Origin of the sequence: Aurantiacibacter marinus (assembly GCF_001021555.1) — a bacterium.
Classification (GTDB): domain Bacteria; phylum Pseudomonadota; class Alphaproteobacteria; order Sphingomonadales; family Sphingomonadaceae; genus Alteraurantiacibacter; species Alteraurantiacibacter marinus.
In genome coordinates this window covers 532,335-550,744 of record NZ_LDCP01000001.1, presented here as the reverse complement: position 1 = coordinate 550,744, position 18,410 = coordinate 532,335, and the positions used below count along the sequence as shown (strand labels likewise).

Sequence of the window (18,410 nt, the reverse complement as noted above, 5' to 3'; positions counted from 1 at the left end):
GAACGCGCAAGCCCGTTTCTCGGTGCACGCGGAAGCGGTGCTTTCGGAGGCGGTGTTACTGGCGTGGTAGTGGTTTCAGCGTCTACCGCAATTCCAACTACTTGTAATGGCGCTGAATCAACCATGCCTGCGACTTCATCCCGAGTGCCCCCCCTTACGGAAAACTACCTAGACACGATTGGCAAACGGTTCACCACTAAAATCTCGCAAGTGCACAATTTTGTAGTTGGTTCTGCTACCGTCTTGCAGCGGCATAGCGGGTGATTTGGGTAATTTCGCGCGCCAGGAGCAGTTCGGCGGTCTGGCTGTTGGCAAGCAAGGAGCGGTGCAGATCGGCAAGGCGCGGCACCAGCCGTTCAAGCTTCCCCCCGCTCCAGCGCATCAATTGATCGCCAACTTCGCGGTGTTCTTTGAAAAACACGCCATTGGCGCGCAGGAATTGCTTCATATCGTCGCCGCGCCGCAGTTTGGGTGCGAGCATCGCCAGTTGTGCGGCCCGTCGCTCCATGGCCAGCGCCACACCAACCGGGTTGAGGGAGACTTCACGCATGCGCGCCAGTTCGCGCGGCAATTTGCCCAGCTCTCCGCCCAAAGCGGCGTTTACCAGCGGCATGAAACCGTCTTCTTCGGTGCTCGCACCGATTGCGTCCCACGCCGCCTGATCGGCGGTTTTCGGTGAACGCGGAGATGCATCGAGATAGAGCGCCAATTTATCCACTTCGGACTGGGCCAACCGCACATCGAGCCCTGCTGCCCGCGCAATTGTCTCCCCCAGCGATCCATCGAGGCGCATCCCGGCCGCATCGGCCATGGCGCGTACATCGGCGGTGACTGATCGCAGGTCCGGCGGATAGAAAATGGCTACCAGCGCATCATCGCGCTTGATCAGCAGCTTTGCACTGCGCGATTTGTCCGTGGCGGAAGTAGCAATGATGAAGATCGGCCAACCCTGATCGACTTCGCCCCGATCGACCAGTTCGCACCAGCTGAGTAGCGCATCATGCGCTTCCTCGCCCGAAACCCGCGCGAGAATATGGCGCACATCACCGAACAATGATGTGGAACGTGCTTCATCGACCAGTCTGGATGGATCGGACCTTAATTCACTGCCCGAAAGATCAACACGCTCGCCCGCATCTGGCAACCCTGCAACCAGTTTGGCAACAGCGGCGGAGGCCCCGGCCTCATCCTGCCCGCAAAAGAAAAACAGCCGGCATTTCGCACCGGCGTTTCTGGCGGCCTGCGCATAGTCGCGCTGGTTGGCCTTCATCGGGCCTGTTCACGCAAGGTGCGCGTCAACCGGACGACAATCTGATCCGCCACTTCCTGCGTCAGGTTTTCAAGTGCCGTCTGCTCTGCAGCAATCGTCGCATATTCACTGCCGACCACATCGATACCCGCGTCCGAACCTGCCGTTGCATCGACGATAATCGTGTCGGTAGTCAGATCGACCAATTGATAGCGGGCCCGCAAAGTGCGGCGTTCACGGCCAATCGTGTCATCGGTCAGCAGGCCCAATCCTTCGAGCTGGTCGTCCAGCACGACATCCAGCCGATAGGCAGAGCCGCCGCCATTCGCGCCGCGCCCCAGCCGGTCCGACAGCGCATTGCGCATCAGCCAGCCTTCATCACCAGGGATCTGCGCAATGTCGATCTGTGCCAGCCCGCGCGCCACCACTCCATTCGAGCCGCCCGCATAGATCGGCTGCAAGCCGCAGCCGGTCAGCGCCAAAAGAGCGGCAAGCGGGGCAAGCGCGCGTATCATGTGACGATATTGACCAGCCTGTCGGGCACCACGATCACCTTGCGAATTTCTGCGCCATCCAGTGAACGCTGAACCTTCTCGCTGGCGAGCGCAAGCGCTTCAAGGTCTTCCTTTGACGCACCCTTGGGCGCGCTCAGCGTATCGCGCAGCTTGCCCTTGTGCTGCACAGCGATGGTCACTTCGTCTTCCACAAGCAGCGCAGCGTCGACTTCGGGCCAAGGTGCACCTGCGACCAGGCCTTCGCCGCCCAATTCCGCCCAGGCCTGTTCGGCCAGATGCGGCATCATCGGTGAAGCCATCAGCAAGATCGAGCGGATTGCATGGTTGCGGTCTGCACTTGGCCCGGCCTTTTCGGCAGCACTGGTCAGTTCATACAGCCGCGCGACCGCCTTGTTGAACGCGAGCGCCTCGATATCGCCCGCAACCGCAGCAATGGTCTGGTGCGTCTTGCGGGCAAGTTCCTTATTCGCACCGCTGGCAGCAGCATCGAACTGGCCGAACAACCGCCAGAGCCGCTGGACAAAACGCCCGCAGCCTTCGATCCCGGCCTCGGACCATGGCAGATCGCGCTCTGGCGGACTGTCGGACAGCATGAACCAACGCACCGCATCCGCGCCATGATCACGGATAATGTCTTCCGGATCGACGACGTTCTTCTTCGACTTGGACATCTTGATGACCTTGCCGATTTCAACCGGCTGGCCATCAGCCTTCAGCACTGCTCCATCGCTGGACCGGTCCACTTCTGCGGGCATGTAGTACACTTCCCGCGCGCCAGCCTTCCTGCTGTAAGTCTCATGCGTGACCATGCCTTGCGTGAACAGGCTGGCGAAGGGTTCCTTCACGTCCAGCTTGCCGCAGTGCGCCAGGGCACGGGTCCAGAAGCGAGCGTAGAGCAGGTGCAGGATCGCATGCTCTACCCCGCCGATATATTGATCGACCGGAAGCCACTTGGCGATTTCCGCCGCGTCAAACGGCTTGTCTGACGGCTGGCTTGCGAAGCGCAGGAAATACCAGCTGGAATTGACGAAGGTGTCGAGCGTATCGGTTTCGCGTTCCGCCGCTCCGCCGCATTTGGGGCAAGCGACGTTCTTCCATGTGGGGTGACGCAGCAGCGGATTGCCGGGCTGCTTGAAGTCCACATCCTCCGGCAGCTTTACGGGAAGCTGGTCTTGCGGAACCGGAACCACACCGCAGGCCTCGCAATGGATGAAAGGGATGGGCGTGCCCCAATACCGCTGGCGCGAAACGCCCCAGTCGCGCAGCCGCCAGACGGTTGTGCCCTTGCCCCAGCCGCCTGCTTCGGCACGTGTGATTACATCACGCTTGGCATCCTCAACCTCTTGGCCGCTGAGGAAATCCGAATTGACGATTACGCCGTCACCGGCCTCTGCTTCGCCCTCGAAGGGCTTGCCCGCGCCTTCGGTGCTGGCCGCGACAACGCGCGGGATCGGCAGGCCGTATTTGCTGGCGAATTCAAAGTCGCGCTGGTCATGGCCCGGAACCGCCATGATTGCGCCGGTTCCGTAATCCATCAGCACGAAATTCGCGATGAAAAGCGGCAATGGTTCGCCCGTGAATGGATGCTTGGCAGTAATGCCGGTGTCGAAGCCCAGCTTTTCCGCTGTCTCAAGCTCCGCCGCCGTTGTGCCGCCCTTCTTGCACAGAGCGATAAAGTCGCGCGCTTCTGCGCTATCTGCCGCAACGCCTTGAGCAATCGGGTGATCCGCCGCAACTGCAACAAAGCTTGCACCGAAAATCGTGTCGGGCCGCGTGGTGTACACGGGCAGAGTCTCGCCATTCGACAGATCGAAGGCGAATTCCAGGCCAGTCGATTTACCGATCCAGTTTTCCTGCATCAGGCGCACCTTTTGCGGCCAATGCTCCAACCCCTGCACGCCTTCAAGAAGTTCGTCGGCGAAATCGGTGATCTTCAGGAACCACTGGTTAAGCTTGCGCTTCTCGACCTCGGCGCCGCTGCGCCACCCCTTGCCGTCAATTACCTGCTCATTGGCGAGCACGGTCATGTCGACCGGATCCCAATTGACCTCTGATTCCTTGCGATACACCAACCCGGCATTGAACAAATCGATAAACAGGGCCTGTTCGTGGCCGTAATATTCGGGATCGCAGGTCGCAAATTCTCTGGACCAATCGAGTGCAAAGCCAAGCTGTTTCAGCTGGCCTTTCATCGTTTCAATGTTTTGGTACGTCCAACCAGCGGGGTGCACGCCTTTTTCCATCGCGGCGTTTTCCGCAGGCATTCCGAAAGCGTCCCAGCCCATCGGGTGCAGAACTTCGCAGCCCTGCATTTTGCGAAACCGCGCCAGCACATCGCCCATGGTGTAATTGCGCACATGGCCGATATGGATGCGCCCGCTCGGATACGGAAACATCTCCAGCACATAGCTTTTGGGCTTCGCAGAATTGCTGTCCGCTTCAAAACAGCGGGCTTCTTCCCACGCAGCTTGCCAGCGCCTGTCCGCGACAGACGGATCGAATCTTTCGTTGCTCATAAGGGCCCCTTAGCGGGACTTAACTGACGGTGGAACGCCTAAGGTCACGTGCCTTGGTGAGGATAATGTCCTCCAACCGCTGGATCGTGGCCGCCTGCACCGGGGCTTCGACCCATTGGCCTGCCTGCAATGTCTGACGACTGGCGGCAACGCGCAGAGCATCGGCGCGCAGATCCTGGTCAAGAATAGCGACCGAAACCTTCACCCGCTCGCTCGGGCTTTCTGGATTCACATACCAATCCGTGATCAGCACGCCGCCAGCACTGTCTGCCGTGGTGAGCGGCATGAAGGAAAGCGTTTCAAGGCTGGCACGCCACAGATAGGCATTCACCCCGATCGAGGTGACTTGTGATGCAGCCATATCGGCCCGCAGTCGTTCGTCATTACCGCCGCCGCATGCGGTCAGCGCGAATGTGGCAAGGCCCGCAATAGCTGCGCCGACAAGGCGACGCGTGCGGGAATTTGATGCGGAGGTCGAATGGGCCATTGTCAGTCCTGTAAACGCGTGTTTCGGGCGCCGACGCCCGGTTCGCCGCTTCTATACAAGCCGCAAGGCGCGCGGCAAGGTGAAGTGGCAAGATTGCACACAAATGCGCTTTGCAGGGGTGAATGCGCGCTTAATAGCTGCCCGGCACTCTGCTGGCATGTCCGATTGGTTTGTGCTGCAACGGCAACAGTTTGCAAAAACCCGCGATCCGCAGACGCATTAAGTGGAAAAACCGGGATTCGATGATTACAAAACGAATCACAGATGATGCGCCAATGAACTTGCCGAGTCGTTTCGGTGAAACGGTTTTCAGGTTTGTTCATTCAGGATGCATCACAGGGGGAATATAGGGCAGTCATTATGGCTAGGCGTAACAACAGTGTAGCAGGGAAGGTGGCGCTTGCAGCGTCTGCCACGCTGCTGGCCGTTGCGCTTCCCAGTTCGGTGTTTGCGATCGGATTGCTGAGTGCCGATGGCACAGAGCAGGCCGGTGGCCAATTCGCCTTTACGCCCGCAGCTGCTGATCCCGATATTGCAGAGCTTGTAGCGCAGGGAACCGGCGGTCAGGCGCGCATGATGCGCTTCACGCCCGCAGGGGTCTCGGCCTCGCGGGCAGAACGTTCGGTTACAGTAGCAGTGCGGATTGACCAGCGGACGGCGCAGTCGCTTTCGGATGCTACAGCCGGAATTTCTGCGCCGCGCGATAACGCAGGCGCAACAGGCGGCCTTCGGGTCGCGCCAACACGCTATAACCTTGGTCTGGCGCGCGGCTACGGCAATTTTGCCCAGAGCCCTGCCCAGCTTTCGAGCCGCATGACGATCCCGACGGTCACACGCTCGCCCCAGATTTCACGCTCGCTTTCCGAAGCGAATATTCCTGATCTGTCCTCGTTCGCCCCCCGTACCAGAGCGCGGGGCGACGAAAGCCGCTTTGCTGCGCGCGTGGAAATGGATGACAATACCTCGGTCGCCGCCAACAACAGGCGCGATTCGGTTGGGGACCAGATGCTGGATGTGCGTGGCAGCTATCGCCTGACGAACAACCTCGATATCACGGCTGGCGTCCGGTACGAACAGGACCGCGATATCGTGCCGCTGCCTGAAATCGACCAGCAGGACAGTCAGGCCGTCTACGTAGGTACGCAGTTCCGCTTCTGATACGCTGCAATGCAGCACAGAAATTGGTCAAAGAGCCCCGCTTTTGCGGGGTTTTTCTTTGCGGATTTGATGCGCCCCGCTTAAGACTTCGCTCCACAAGAACGAAAAACGAGTGGGAGAAGAAACTATGGGCAAGGTTGCAGTCGTCACGGGTGGTACACGCGGAATTGGCCGTGCCATATGCGAATCACTTCAGGATGATGGCTTTACTGTCGTTGCCACCTATGCAGGCAATGATGAAAAGGCCCGTGCCTTTACCGAGGAAACCGGCATCCCGACTTACAAATTCGATGTTGGCGATCACGAAGCCACGCTGGCCGGCTGCGCCAGGATTGCAGAAGAAGTCGGCCCGATTGATGTCGTAGTGAACAACGCCGGCATCACCCGCGATGGCACTCTGATGCGGATGAGCTACGATGATTGGGAAGATGTAATGCGCACCAATCTGGGTGGCTGCTTCAACATGGCCAAGGCCGCGTTCGAAGGCATGAAAGACCGCAAATGGGGCCGCATTATCAATATCGGCTCGATCAACGGTCAGGCTGGTCAGTATGGTCAAGTAAACTACGCGGCCGCCAAGAGCGGCATCCATGGCTTTACCAAGGCGCTGGCACAGGAAGGCGCGCGTTACGGCATTACCGTAAACGCGATTGCTCCGGGCTATATCGATACAGACATGGTCGCCGCCGTGCCTGAAAACGTGCTGGAAAAGATCGTCGCGAAGATTCCGGTCGGTCGTCTTGGCCAGGCCAGTGAAATCGCCCGTGGAGTGAGCTTCCTTGCCTCTGAAGATGGCGGGTTTGTTACCGGCTCGACGCTGTCGATCAATGGTGGTCAGCACATGTATTGATTTGATTGGCGGGTGGCAGAAAGCGCGATGACTGACATCTACCACCCGCCCGTCAAACGCTCGGTCGAGATCGCCGGGCACAAGACCTCGATCAGCCTTGAACCTTTGTTTTGGGACCTGCTGCAGCGCGTGGCAGAGCGGCAGAACTTGCCGCTCAACGCGGTTGTGGCGCGTATCGACGCTGAACGAATCAAGGCCGAGCATGCGCCCGGCCTCGCTACGTCTGTCAGGCTCTGGCTCGCCGCCGATTTACAGCGGCAGACGCCAGAACGAAGTGCTCAGTAATTTCCAGGCGGATCGCTGGCGGGAAAGCTTTCGTCGCTTTCCTCATCAATGGAATCCCACGTATCCTTCGGCGGATCTTTCATCGCCTTCGGCCCCGCATTGCGAACCTGCGAAAAATTCGAACCGCCCGCCTCGCCTTCGGCAAAAGCTTCATTCTGGCCGGTTTTCCGCGTCTTGAAATAACGAAAGCCTGCAACGCCAAGGGCGCCGAGGGCAGCAAGTCTGATCAACATGGATTGTATCCTTTCATGATCGCTTCAACGCATGGCGGCCACGAAAGGTTCTACATTGGCGCAGGGTACCAAACATTTTTTACCCGCGCGAACCCGGTTGACCACATCGCCTGCGCCGCGCAGTAAGAACGCCATGATTGAACGCAAACCGATCCGCAAAGCCGTGTTCCCCGTAGCCGGGCTTGGCACACGCTTCCTTCCAGCCACCAAAGCTATTCCGAAAGAACTTCTGCCCATCGTGGACAGGCCGCTGATCCAGTATGCAGTGGACGAAGCGCGGGAGGCCGGGATCGAACAGATGATCTTCGTCACCGGGCGCGGCAAGACCGCAATCGTCGAGCATTTCGACGTCGCCTATGAGCTGGAAGCCACCATGGGGGAGCGGGGCAAGGATATGGGTGTGCTTGATTCCTCCCGTTTCACTCCGGGCGATATCATTACAGTGCGCCAGCAAGTCCCGATGGGACTTGGCCACGCCATATGGTGCGCGCGCGCAATTGTTGGCGATGAACCCTTCGCGATCCTCCTGCCGGACGAGATGATGGTAGGGCAACCGGGCTGCATGGCGCAGATGGTAGAGGCCTATAATGAAGTTGGCGGCAATCTGATCTCCGTTCTCGAAGTGCCGCACGCAGAAGTCTCGAGCTACGGTGTGATCGATCCCGGCAAGTCCAGCGGCGCTCTGACTGAAGTCAAAGGCCTGGTTGAAAAACCGCCGGTTGACGAAGCGCCCTCGAACAAGATCATCTCAGGCCGCTACATCCTCCAGCCCGAAGTCATGCGGACGCTGGAAACCCAGGGCAAGGGTGCTGGCGGTGAAATCCAGCTGACCGATGCCATGGCAAAAATGATCGGCACACAGCCGTTTCACGCTGTGACTTTCGAAGGGCGCCGGTTCGATTGCGGCAGCAAGCTTGGTTTTGTTGAGGCCACTCTGGCCCTTGCACTGCAGCGGGAGGACATGGGCGCGGATGTTCGGGCGATGGCGCAGCGCTTGCTCGCGGAATAATCAACCCGCCGAAGAATTCATCCAGACACGAAAAAGGCGGGCACTGCGGCCCGCCTTTTTTCAATCTGGTGCCGGGGTAGCCCGGCTTGTTCAGGACCTTGCTCTTACTCGGGGCCACCGCGTGCCGCATTTGCAGCTTCGTCGGCTTCAAGCTGGGCGACCATGTAAGGGATCGGGTTGACCGCTTCATTGGCAACGCGGACTTCGTAGTGAAGGTGCGGACCGGTGGAGCGGCCGGTCGAGCCCACATAACCGATCAAATCGCCCATACGAACTTCTTCACCAGCAGACACGGTGTAGCTCGACAGATGAGCGTAGCGGGTTTCAATGTCGCCGCCATGGCCGATCTGAACGTAATTCCCGTATGAACTGTAACGCTGGGCCATTTCCACTACACCATCAGCCGTCGCATAGACCGGTGTGCCGGTAGGCGCGGCCAGATCAACACCGTTATGACGGGCGCGGCGGCGCAGGATCGGGTGATCGCGCATGCCAAAACCGCTGGTCAGTGTCACACCGTCAACCGGCATACGCGAAGGCACTGACACAGAGATGCGTGGCGGCGCCTGCACGTCACCGGTCATCGTCACGCGGCCACCGTTTTCAAGTGTTTCCCAGCTGGCAAACAGTTCCGTAAATTCGGAATCGATATCGGCAGAGGCAATGGCAGCGGTATCAATCGCACCGGTCGAAGCGGGCTCATCGGCCATGGCCGGGCTGGCGAACAACATGGCACCTGCGGCCATAAAACTGGTGATCTTGACTAGCATGCGATCCCTTTTTTTGTTTTGCCGGGAGGTTTCCCCCCCAGCTATTCAGCAGCCAATCGCATCGCGGTGACCATTTTTTTTGAGGAACCCGGAACTCCCGTCCGCCTCAATGATTATGGGTTATGCGGTGAAAAGTTAATCAAGCAACATCTTGATACAATCCGCGCGGCAGACCGGCTGCAAGACGCGCTGAGTCGTTGAATGGCGGCCTAATCCCGCCGCGAAAGTGCCTTTTCACGAGCAATCTCCAATGATTCTGCGGGTTTTTGCCATTGGCGGCGCACCATGCGTCGAAATGGGTTGATCCCGCGAGCACGTGACGGATTTCGTCGTCAAGGATTCGCTGGAGGATTCGTGCCCCCCGCTCATCGCCAAAACTGCGCACACGCTCAAGCGTCGCTGGCGTCACGTCGAGGCCGCGCGCTTCCAGCACCATTGGTACGATAGCAAGACGCGCATCGACCGCATGAGCTGTATCCGCAGCAGACTGCCACAGCCCGCCATGCGCCGGCAGATCGCCATATTGCGCCCCCATGCTCGCCAGATGCCGCTCTATCAATGCGAAGTGCATCGCTTCGTCCGCAGCAACAGCAAGGAAATCTGCCACAAACGTATCCCCCATCGCTGCACCAAAGCGTCCGACAATATCGAGCGCCAGGTCGATCGCGACGAATTCGATATGCGCAAGAGCATGCCACAAGGCAATGCGGCTTCGCTGCGAACCGCCCTTGCCGCGCCGCGGCATTTTTGCAGGTGCAAGGACTTGGAGCGTTTCAGGCCATGCAGGGTGATCGGGCATTGCCACCGTGAAGCCGCCAGCCAGTTCGCCGCGCCGCCAACGGCGCACAAGTGAGCGCGTCTGCATGATCTTGGCGCGCTTGTTGCCGGTCAAAAGCGCGGCGCGAATGGCCTGAGACAAGTCGGGTGGCAAGTCGGGTGACAAGTCGGTTGATGGGCCGGGTTTCAGAGCGCTTTGGCTGCCGCGAGCACTTCCTCCGCATGGCCCTTTACTTTCACCTTGCGCCAGACCTGGGCAATCGTGCCATCGGCAGCAACCAGAAACGTGCTGCGCTCCATGCCCATATACTTCTTGCCGTACATGTTCTTTTCAACCCAGATACCGAGAGCTTCGGCAATGCCGTCTTCACCAGAATCAGCGGCTTTGTCCGATGCCAGCGGCGCGGCGAGGTCATGTTTCGCAATGAATTTCTCGTGCTTCTTTGGCGGATCCTTGCTGATACCGAGCAGGGCCACGCCAGCGGCATCGAATTCGCCCTTCAGCGCGGTGAAGTCCTTGTTCTCAGTCGTGCAGCCCGGCGTATCGTCCTTCGGGTAGAAGAACATCACCAGCGGCTTGCCCTTGAAGTCAGACGGTTTCACGCTGCCGCCAGCCGGCGTTTCCATCGCCACATCTGGCATCATGTCTCCAATGTCGGGACGGTCTGTCATGGTTCGATCTCCAGTTTTTCGCCAAAATGGACATGCCATTGCTCGGCAATTCCATGCCTTGCCTGCGTCAGTGATTGCAACAGGTCTGAATAGAGGTGGTGGCCGCAGGCCTGCGCCAGAATGGGCTTGGCCGCATCCGATGGTTCACCGCCATCGGGCGTAAACAATCTGCCAGCGGCAAGAAACCGCGTGAGGGCAAGGTGGTTGCGAGCATGCTCCTCAGGCAGCAATCCGGCACCGGCCAGAGCGGCGCAGGCCTTCTCTATTGCGGGGTCAAGCCCGATCCCTTCGCGCAATTGCAGATAGTGGATCAGGAATTCGGAATCCATCAGGCCGCCGCGCAGCAATTTGACATCGAGCGGTCCCTGCGGCGGTTTTGCATCCAGCACATCGCGGCGCATTTTCAAGACATCGGTGTGCAAAGTTTCGGGATCGCGTTTCTGGCACAGCGCGCTTCTGATGATGACCGCCAGCCTGTCCTGCGCCGCCGGAGAACCATACAAAGGCCGCGCCCGGGCGAGCGCCATGTGTTCCCACGTCCACGCATCTTCGCGCTGGTATTGTTCAAACGCGGCAAAGCTTACCGCCAGCGGGCCTTGTTTGCCCTGCGGCCTGAGGCGCGTGTCGATTTCGTATAGCGCGCCCTCTGCGGTGGGGACGCTCAGTGCAGCGGTGACGCGGGTGGCAAGACGGTTGAAGTAAAGTGTTGAGGACAGCGGCCTGCGACCGTCCGATTCCTCGCCAAAATCTCCGGTGAACAGATAGACGATATCAAGGTCGGAGGCATGGGTCAGCGCGCCGCCGCCCAGCCGTCCCAAGCCCAGCACCACCAATTCGCTGTTTGCAATGTCGCCATGTTCTTTGCGAAATTCATCACGGGCAGCATCAGCCCCTGTCTGGACGGCCGCTTCGGCAACGCGGCAAAGGCCTTCGGCAATGTCCAGCGGATCGTGGCGCGCCTCGATCAGCTGAACGCCCAGCGCAAAGCGTTCTTCGCCGACAACTTGCCGCAGCCGGTTGAGCCGCGCCTCGTAATCTCCTTCCTCGCATCGCGCCATCCGGGCAGCGAGTGCCTCGCGGGAGCCGGGCAGGCTGAGGGCATTTGCATCAATCAGCACATCCAGCGATTCGGGACGCCGCGCCAATTCGTCCGCCAGCGGCTGTGACAAGGTGAGTACACGCAGCACACGGTCAAGCAGACCGGGGCGTTCTTCAAACAGGCGGAACAGGTTTATGGCGGTGGGCAAGCGGGACAGGAATGTTTCCCACCGGGCAAGCGCCCTTTCAGGATCCGGCGCATCGGCAAGCGATTGGAGCAAATCGGGCTGGATCGCAGCAAAGGCCTTGCGCGCTTCGGTAGAGCGCAACGCCCTGATCGTGCCGCGCCAATGATCCACTCGCCCGTCAAACCGGTCGCGGAAATCGCCCGGAACGCTGATCTGAGTGGGCGTCTCCGCAACTTCACCCAGAAGATCGTCATAGCGTGCCGCCACCGCTCCGCAGACCTCGCGCAGTTCAGCGACCAGCGCAGCGCCATCCGCCAAGCCTTCCAGCTTCGCGACATTATCGATGGCCTCTGCACTGGCGGGCAGCTGATGCGTTTGCCGGTCATCGACCATTTGCAGCCGGTGTTCGATAACCCGCAGCCGGTCGTAACTTTCGCCCAGAACCCGTGCATCATCCGCTGATATCACCTCGGCATCGGCCAGCGCATCCAGTGCTTCACGGGTGCCGCGCAGCCTTAGTGCCGGATTGCGGCCGCCATAAATCAGCTGATGGGTCTGCGCGTAGAATTCCACTTCACGAATCCCGCCGCGCCCCTTCTTCACATCGAACCCAGGCCCCGGTTCCAGCGGCCCCTTGTAGGCAGAACGGATGCGCCCAGTCAGTCGGCGGATTTCCTCGATAGCGGTAAAGTCCAGGCTCTTGCGCCAGACAAACGGGCGGATGTCATCAAGAAACTGCTCTCCCGCTGCCAGATCGCCCGCCGCTGACCGCGCACGAATGTAGGCGGCCCGCTCCCACGCCAGGGCAGAACTTTCATAATGTGAAATCGCGCCATTTACCGGCACTGCCAGCGGGCTGACTTCGCTTGCGGGGCGCAATCGCAGATCGACGCGCACGACATAGCCTTCACTGGTGGGATTGGAGAGCATTTCCACCACTTGCCGCGCATAACGTTGCGCCGCCTCCCCCGGCTCGTCCCGGTCTGCGCGGGCAATGGTCTGTGGATCGAACAACAGGATCGGATCTATGTCCGACGAATAGTTGAGCTCGCCCGCGCCCTGCTTGCCCAGGGCCAGGCCAAAGAAACCGCGCGTATCGGCGCCGGGCACGCGGCGCTGCACTGCTGCCAGCATGGCCGCATCCAGCGCATGATCGGCAAAACTGCTGAGTTCGCCCATCACCTGGGCAAGCGTGAATTCCCCGGCCAGATCGCCAATGGCCAGCACCAGTGCGAGCGACAGGCGTTCACGGCGCAAGGCAAGGCCGGTATCCTCGATCCCATCACCGCTGGCCTTGGCCGCAGCGAGCGCCTCCGCGCCGCGCCCTTCGGCCATCATCGCGTCAAGCTCGGGCCTCCGCTCCAGCGCCATTTGCAGGAAAGGCGAATGCGCCCGCGCGCGGTCCAGTGCCGATTGCCAATCTACTGCCATAACCCACGCTCCTGCCTGCACCCTGCCTGCCTCGCAAGTGCGCTTGTGTCACGCGGCGGGTGGTGCCACATGACACGCAACACAAAATCGCCGCCTGAGAGGCCACAATCATGTTCCGCATTCTTGCTCCCGCCGCGCTGATCGCGCTCACCGCTTGCACAACCGAAGTGCAGGAGGCCGAACCGCAAATTTCGCTCGAATTGATGCAGGATGTCACGCGCACGCTGTCTTCGGACGCGTTCGAAGGGCGTGAACCGGGCACTCCGGGCGGGGAACGCACGGTCGCCTATCTGATCGAGCAATTTCAGGCCGCGGGCCTGCAACCGGGCAATGCTGGAAGCTGGGTGCAGGAAGTGCCGCTGGTGGAAATGACCAGCACCAATTTCACACCGCTAACCGTTGGCGATCTGGAATTCGAACACGGCAGCCAGTGGGTCGGCGTCAGCTACCCGCAAGTCGAACGCACCGAAATCACCGATAGCGAGCTGGTGTTCGTTGGATACGGCATAAACGCGCCGGAACGCGGCTGGAACGATTACGAAGGGCTGGACATGGCGGGCAAGACCGCGCTGATCCTGGTCAACGATCCGGATTATGCGGAAGAAGGGCTGGAAGGCCCGTTCAATGGCCGTGCCATGACCTATTACGGGCGCTGGTCTTACAAATATGAAGAGGCTGCACGGCAGGGTGCGACGGCAGCGATCATCATTCACGAAGATTTCCCCGCCAGCTATGGCTGGAACGTGGTCGAAGGCGGCTGGACCGGCGCGCAATTGTACGCCGACACTGGCGATGGCGGGGCAGACGCCACAGCGATGAACGGCTGGATGACCCGGGATGCGGCAGCGCAGATTGCGTCTGCTGAAGGACTGAACCTGGATGAGCTGATTGCCGCTGCCAGCCAGCCTGGTTTTGAAGCCATTCCGCTCAGCCAGAGTGTTTCGGCCAGTTTCGACAGCACGATCCGCCGCTTCACGTCCAGCAATGTGATCGGTATCCTGCCGGGCAATCAGGCACCGACCGAATACATCCTCCACACGGCACATTGGGACCATCTGGGCCGCTGCGGCGCAGAGGGCGAGGAAGACCAGATTTGCAATGGCGCGGTGGACAATGCCACCGGCACTGCCGCGCTTGTCGCGCTGGCAGCAGCCCACGCCGAAGCCGGGCCGACTGCCCGCACGCAGGTATTCCTGGCTGTGACCGCTGAGGAATCGGGCTTGCTCGGTTCCGAATATTACGGCGCGAACCCGGTCTATCCGCTCGATCGCACCGTAGCCGGTGTGAATATCGACGCACTGTATGTGCTGGGCAAGGCGCAAGATGTGACGGTGATTGGCGGCGGCAAAAGCGAACTTGATGGTTATCTGGCCGATGCCTTGGCAGCGCAGGGCCGCACCTCCACACCCGATGCCGCACCGCAGGCAGGGCGCTATTACCGCTCAGACCATTTCAGCCTCGCCAAGCGCGGTGTGCCGATGTTCTATATCAAATCGGGCCAGACGCTGTCCGAGGGCGGCGCAGAGGCGGGCGAAGCAGCCTACGAAGAATACAACACCAACCATTATCACGCAGCGAGCGATGAATATTCGGAAGACTGGGACTGGACCGGTGTGATGCAGGACCTGAACCTCTATTTCAGCCTCGCTCGTGCGCTGGGCGATACCGGTGAATGGCCAAACTGGAACGAGGGGGATGAATTCCGCGCGATCCGCGATGCAAGCTGCGCTTCTGATAATGAAGGCTGCTGACACCATGGCGTTTCTGATGCCCGCAGAATGGGGAAAACAGGAATGGATCTGGATTGGTTTCCCCGCCCATGCGGATTTGTGGGAAGATGATCTCGCCCCCGCACAGACACAGATGGCGGCCTTCGCCAATGCGGTTGCCGAAACGGGGCAGCAGGTGCGGCTGGTGGTGCAGGGTGATGCGGCAGAAGCAGCAGCGCGGGCGCTGGTATCTGGCGCTGTGCAGATCGAACACCACCCTTACGGCGACATCTGGCTGCGCGACACCGGGCCGCTGACGCTGCTCGGCCCGGACGGCGCGCGGCGCGCGCAAGGCTTCGGCTTCAACGGCTGGGGGGGGAAATATCTGCTTGAAGGCGATCAGGACACTGGCCCATCACTCGCCGCAGCAGGCGGTCTTGCCTATAGCCGCGCAGACTGGATCCTGGAGGGCGGCGCGATTGAAAGCGATGGCACCGGACTCGTCGTCACGACCGAACAATGCCTGCTCAATCCCAATCGCAATCCTTCGCTCAACCGCGAACAAATCTGGGCGAACCTCCAGCGCGATCTTGGCTTTGACCGGGTGTTGTGGCTGGGCGAAGGGCTGGCGGGCGACCATACCGATGGCCATGTCGACAATCTGGCGCGTATGGTTGCGCCGGGCACTATCGCCATTCCCGTGGCAAGCGGCGCAGATGATCCCAATGCCGCTGTCTATGCCGATGCCCGCAGCCGGTCGCAGGATTTCGGGCTGACCGTGCGCGATGTGCCATCCCCCGGACTTGTCGGAGCAAGCGATGATGCGGAACCGGCAAGCTATATGAACTTCGCCATCTGCAATGATGTGGTTGTGGTACCCACCTACGGTTCTGCCCATGATGATGATGCAGTGGCTGTGATCGGCGACCTGTTTCCCGGCCGCGCCGCCGTCGGCCTGCGCGCCGATGCCGTACTGACCGGCGGCGGCAGTTTTCACTGCGCCAGCCAGCATGTCCCTGCCGCCCCTTAATCTTTCGTTAGGATTTTCGGCGCACAATCTGCGAATGGTCAAAGCCGTTGCCCTTACCCACGCTATCACCCCTCAGCTGCGCGAAACTGCGCGCACCCTGATTGTGGCATTTTGCGGTATGTCATTGATTGCGGCGGGCCAGTTCCTCCCCATCTGAACCAGCCAGCGTAACCTTCGCTGCGTTCCGGACGAAGCTCATCCTGCAACCTGCAGGAACTTCGCTATATGAAAACTCTCCCAATTCTCGCGGTCGTGGGTGGCTTGGCGATCGCTGCCGCATTTGCATTCGATGCGCCGCACGGCCCGGCCCCGATCGTCGACACACCAGTCGGCCTGCCGCTGTCCCAGACCGATGCTGCTCCTGCTGTGCTGGAGCTTTTCACCAGCCAGAGCTGTTCGTCCTGCCCGCCCGCCGATGCGCTTGCCGAAGAACTGGCCCAGCGCGTCGATGTGATCGTGATTTCCCGCCCGGTCACCTATTGGAACCGGATTGGCTGGGAAGATACGCTTTCCAGCGAAGACAATACCGAATTGCAGCGCGGCTATGCACGGCGCGGGCTGGAAGGCCGTAACGGCGTCTATACCCCGCAGGCGGTGATTGACGGGCGCAGCGGGGTTGTCGGATCACGATCCGGAGATGTCACCGGTCTGCTGGAACAGGCGATCTTGCGCCCTCGACCTTCCATCACGATCACAGCGGATGGGCAGATCACGGTAGATGGTGCCGCCAGTTCCACTGCCCGCCTTTCCATCGTCGCCGTGGATGCCAGCGAGACTGTGTCGATTGCCTCTGGCGAAAACCGGAACCGCAGCGTCACCTATACCAACAGCTGGCTGGGAGAAGACACCATCGGCGTCTGGGCCGGCGGAAAAAAGAGCTACACCGTGCCCGAAATTCTGCCCGAGCAAGCGCGCGCCGACCGTCACGCTCTGATCCTGCGTGAAGACCTTCCCGGCGGCGCCGGACCCGTGCTGGCCGGTCGCTGGCTTAACTAAGCCAACAGCTTCCACATGGCGCCAAGGGCTGCTCCGCCCAGCACCAGCGCAGTGGCCACTTGCCACTGCGTCTTGCTCACCCTGCCAAAGGCACGGTGGCCGAACCAGTCGCCAAACAACACGGCAGGAAACAGCATCAGGGCAAGCTTCACTTCATTCCAGCCGCCAATACCCCGCCACACGAAAAACGCAGCTGAGATCGGTGTGAGCGCCAGAAATATTGCCATCATGGAGGCGCGCGCTGCAGCAGGCTCCAGCCGCCCCCGCAAATAGAACGGCGCCATTCCCGGTCCCGGCATTCCTGCAAATCCGCCGAAGAACCCGGTGAAAAATCCGGACAGGCCCATCGCAGGAAGGCGCGGCATCACCACTTTGCCGAGCGGCACTGCCACCAGCACAAAGGCACCCAGCGACACCGCAGCGATCAGCACGCGTGCCCATTCCACCGGTAAGGCTGTCAATGCCCACAATCCCAGCGGCATACAGACAAGCGCCAGCGCGCTGATGGGAATTGCCGAGCGGTCGGCATCCCGGCGAACGCGCCCAAGATCGGTCAGCCCGATTAGGAACAGCGAAATCAGCCCGACCAGCACTGCGGCGCTCGGCGCAATGGCAAGCTGCAAAACAGGCACCAACACAACCGAGAGGCCAAATCCTGCAAGTCCGCGCACAAACCCGGCAGCAATTGCTGCGAGCAAAGCGAATACGATCATTTCAACAGGAAATCCCAGCACGGCGCGCCCCTACAGCAGCCGAAGGCATGCAGCGATGGCGGCGCCTGCCAGGATCAGCCCCACGATGGAGCGCCATGCAGGGTCCGAAACACGGCCCGATGCATGATTGCCCAGCCAGTTTCCCAGCAACACCGCCGGAAACAGGCAGGCTGCAAACAGCGCCAATTGCCATTCCAGCACCTCCATCACGGCGCCGGTTGCCAGCCCCGCAAGTGGTGCAATGGTGAAGATCAGCATCATCGATGCCTTCGCCGTTTCGCGCGGAATGTCGCGCCCGACATAGTAGGGCACAACAGGCGGGCCGGGCATTCCGGCATAGCCGGTCATCAGCCCGCTCACCACGCCCACTGCACCGGTGGTTGCGGCGCCATGCGGCGCTGCAGGGCGGCGCGGAAACAATACCGCCAGGAAGGCGGAGAATGCGATCAGCGCGATCAGCAGCCGCGCCACATCAGCCGAGGTATAGGATAGCGCGATAAAGCCGAACGGCGCGGTCAGCAGAACAACGCCAGCTATGTGCCAGGCTGAACGCTCTGCCCCGCGCACGAGCCTCACGATTTCGGAAAGTCCGATGAACAGCGATAGAAAATTCGCCAACAGCACGGCATCGAGCGGGGTCAATGCCAGCGCCAGGATCGGCACCAACAAGATAGCCATACCGAAGCCGGTCAACCCGCGCACAAAGGCCGACCCGAAGGCAGCAAACAACGCTGCGGCGACAGCCACAGGGGCAAAGCCGAACAGTTCGGTCATTCGCGGCGGC

The 18,410-nt window shown here is 60.5% G+C and carries 19 protein-coding genes; 8 read left to right on the top strand and 11 right to left on the bottom strand.

Going from position 1 to position 18,410, the window contains the following annotated elements; all coding sequences use genetic code 11:
• Positions 1-235 precede the first annotated feature (235 nt).
• From holA to AB731_RS02740, 4 genes are read right to left on the bottom strand one after another with little or no spacing between them, the layout of a single operon-like run.
• Positions 236-1,270, bottom strand: a complete 1,035-nt coding sequence (gene holA / locus AB731_RS02755) for a DNA polymerase III subunit delta (protein ID WP_047092512.1) — start codon at positions 1,268-1,270, stop codon at positions 236-238.
• The gene (gene lptE / locus AB731_RS02750) at positions 1,267-1,764 is read right to left on the bottom strand and encodes an LPS assembly lipoprotein LptE (RefSeq protein ID WP_047092513.1); all 498 of its coding nucleotides are present in this window, start codon (positions 1,762-1,764) and stop codon (positions 1,267-1,269) included. Before lptE ends, holA begins: the two co-directional genes overlap by 4 nt.
• Positions 1,761-4,280 (bottom strand): leucine--tRNA ligase, encoded by a 2,520-nt coding sequence (leuS, locus tag AB731_RS02745; protein ID WP_047092514.1) that lies wholly within the window; start codon positions 4,278-4,280, stop codon positions 1,761-1,763. The genes lptE and leuS overlap by 4 nt, the downstream gene beginning before the upstream one ends.
• A 19-nt stretch (positions 4,281-4,299) precedes the next feature.
• Positions 4,300-4,767 (bottom strand): DUF3576 domain-containing protein, encoded by a 468-nt coding sequence (locus AB731_RS02740; RefSeq protein WP_047092515.1) that lies wholly within the window; start codon positions 4,765-4,767, stop codon positions 4,300-4,302.
• Positions 4,768-5,127: 360 nt separating this feature from the next.
• Here AB731_RS02740 and AB731_RS02735 point away from each other — a divergent pair, with 360 nt between their 5' ends.
• The 3 genes from AB731_RS02735 (at position 5,128) to AB731_RS02725 (ending at position 7,060) form a co-directional block, all read left to right on the top strand.
• The gene (locus AB731_RS02735; protein ID WP_047092517.1) at positions 5,128-5,925 is read left to right on the top strand and encodes a hypothetical protein; all 798 of its coding nucleotides are present in this window, start codon (positions 5,128-5,130) and stop codon (positions 5,923-5,925) included.
• A 127-nt stretch (positions 5,926-6,052) separates the two neighbouring features.
• Positions 6,053-6,775 (top strand): acetoacetyl-CoA reductase, encoded by a 723-nt coding sequence (phbB, locus tag AB731_RS02730; protein ID WP_047092518.1) that lies wholly within the window; start codon positions 6,053-6,055, stop codon positions 6,773-6,775.
• A 27-nt stretch (positions 6,776-6,802) separates the two neighbouring features.
• A complete protein-coding gene (locus AB731_RS02725) occupies positions 6,803-7,060 on the top strand; it encodes a ribbon-helix-helix domain-containing protein (RefSeq protein WP_047092519.1) in 258 nt (85 codons plus the stop codon).
• On the opposite strand, the gene AB731_RS02720 is transcribed toward AB731_RS02725, so the two are convergent.
• Entirely contained in the window at positions 7,054-7,293 is a 240-nt protein-coding gene (locus AB731_RS02720) for a hypothetical protein (protein ID WP_047092520.1), read from the bottom strand. The two genes, AB731_RS02725 and AB731_RS02720, sit on opposite strands and share 7 nt — an antisense overlap.
• Before the next feature lie 133 nt (positions 7,294-7,426).
• Here AB731_RS02720 and galU point away from each other — a divergent pair, with 133 nt between their 5' ends.
• Positions 7,427-8,302 (top strand): UTP--glucose-1-phosphate uridylyltransferase GalU, encoded by an 876-nt coding sequence (gene galU, locus AB731_RS02715; RefSeq protein ID WP_047093120.1) that lies wholly within the window; start codon positions 7,427-7,429, stop codon positions 8,300-8,302.
• Positions 8,303-8,406: 104 nt separating this feature from the next.
• On the opposite strand, the gene AB731_RS02710 is transcribed toward galU, so the two are convergent.
• The 4 genes from AB731_RS02710 to AB731_RS02695 form a co-directional block, all read right to left on the bottom strand.
• On the bottom strand, positions 8,407-9,072 hold the full coding sequence (locus AB731_RS02710) for a M23 family metallopeptidase (RefSeq protein ID WP_047092521.1): 666 nt from the start codon (positions 9,070-9,072) through the stop codon (positions 8,407-8,409).
• Positions 9,073-9,211: 139 nt separating this feature from the next.
• Complete coding sequence (locus AB731_RS02705) at positions 9,212-9,991, bottom strand: ferritin-like domain-containing protein (RefSeq protein ID WP_269429498.1); 780 nt, start codon at positions 9,989-9,991, stop codon at positions 9,212-9,214.
• A 44-nt stretch (positions 9,992-10,035) separates the two neighbouring features.
• Complete coding sequence (locus AB731_RS02700; protein ID WP_047092523.1) at positions 10,036-10,521, bottom strand: peroxiredoxin; 486 nt, start codon at positions 10,519-10,521, stop codon at positions 10,036-10,038.
• The gene (locus AB731_RS02695) at positions 10,518-13,178 is read right to left on the bottom strand and encodes a [protein-PII] uridylyltransferase family protein (protein WP_047092524.1); all 2,661 of its coding nucleotides are present in this window, start codon (positions 13,176-13,178) and stop codon (positions 10,518-10,520) included. The genes AB731_RS02700 and AB731_RS02695 overlap by 4 nt, the downstream gene beginning before the upstream one ends.
• Positions 13,179-13,288: 110 nt before the next feature.
• On the opposite strand from AB731_RS02695, the gene AB731_RS02690 reads away from it, so the two are divergent.
• The 4 genes from AB731_RS02690 (at position 13,289) to AB731_RS02680 (ending at position 16,913) form a co-directional block, all read left to right on the top strand.
• Positions 13,289-14,929 carry a M28 family metallopeptidase gene (locus AB731_RS02690; RefSeq protein WP_047092525.1) on the top strand — a complete coding sequence of 547 codons (1,641 nt, stop codon included), beginning with the start codon at positions 13,289-13,291 and terminating at the stop codon, positions 14,927-14,929.
• Positions 14,916-15,917 carry an agmatine deiminase family protein gene (locus AB731_RS02685; RefSeq protein ID WP_231638815.1) on the top strand — a complete coding sequence of 334 codons (1,002 nt, stop codon included), beginning with the start codon at positions 14,916-14,918 and terminating at the stop codon, positions 15,915-15,917. Before AB731_RS02690 ends, AB731_RS02685 begins: the two co-directional genes overlap by 14 nt.
• 34 nt (positions 15,918-15,951) lie before the next feature.
• Positions 15,952-16,074: a hypothetical protein gene (locus AB731_RS14280; RefSeq protein WP_269429497.1), complete on the top strand. Its 123-nt coding sequence runs from the start codon at positions 15,952-15,954 to the stop codon at positions 16,072-16,074.
• 68 nt (positions 16,075-16,142) lie between these two features.
• The gene (locus AB731_RS02680) at positions 16,143-16,913 is read left to right on the top strand and encodes a DUF1223 domain-containing protein (RefSeq protein ID WP_052845684.1); all 771 of its coding nucleotides are present in this window, start codon (positions 16,143-16,145) and stop codon (positions 16,911-16,913) included.
• Here AB731_RS02680 and AB731_RS02675 read toward each other — a convergent pair.
• Together AB731_RS02675 and AB731_RS02670 are read right to left on the bottom strand one after the other, a co-directional pair.
• Positions 16,910-17,647 carry a sulfite exporter TauE/SafE family protein gene (locus AB731_RS02675; RefSeq protein ID WP_052768887.1) on the bottom strand — a complete coding sequence of 246 codons (738 nt, stop codon included), beginning with the start codon at positions 17,645-17,647 and terminating at the stop codon, positions 16,910-16,912. The genes AB731_RS02680 and AB731_RS02675 overlap by 4 nt on opposite strands.
• 9 nt (positions 17,648-17,656) lie before the next feature.
• Entirely contained in the window at positions 17,657-18,400 is a 744-nt protein-coding gene (locus tag AB731_RS02670; RefSeq protein ID WP_047092528.1) for a sulfite exporter TauE/SafE family protein, read from the bottom strand.
• Between the last annotated feature and the right edge of the window lie 10 nt (positions 18,401-18,410).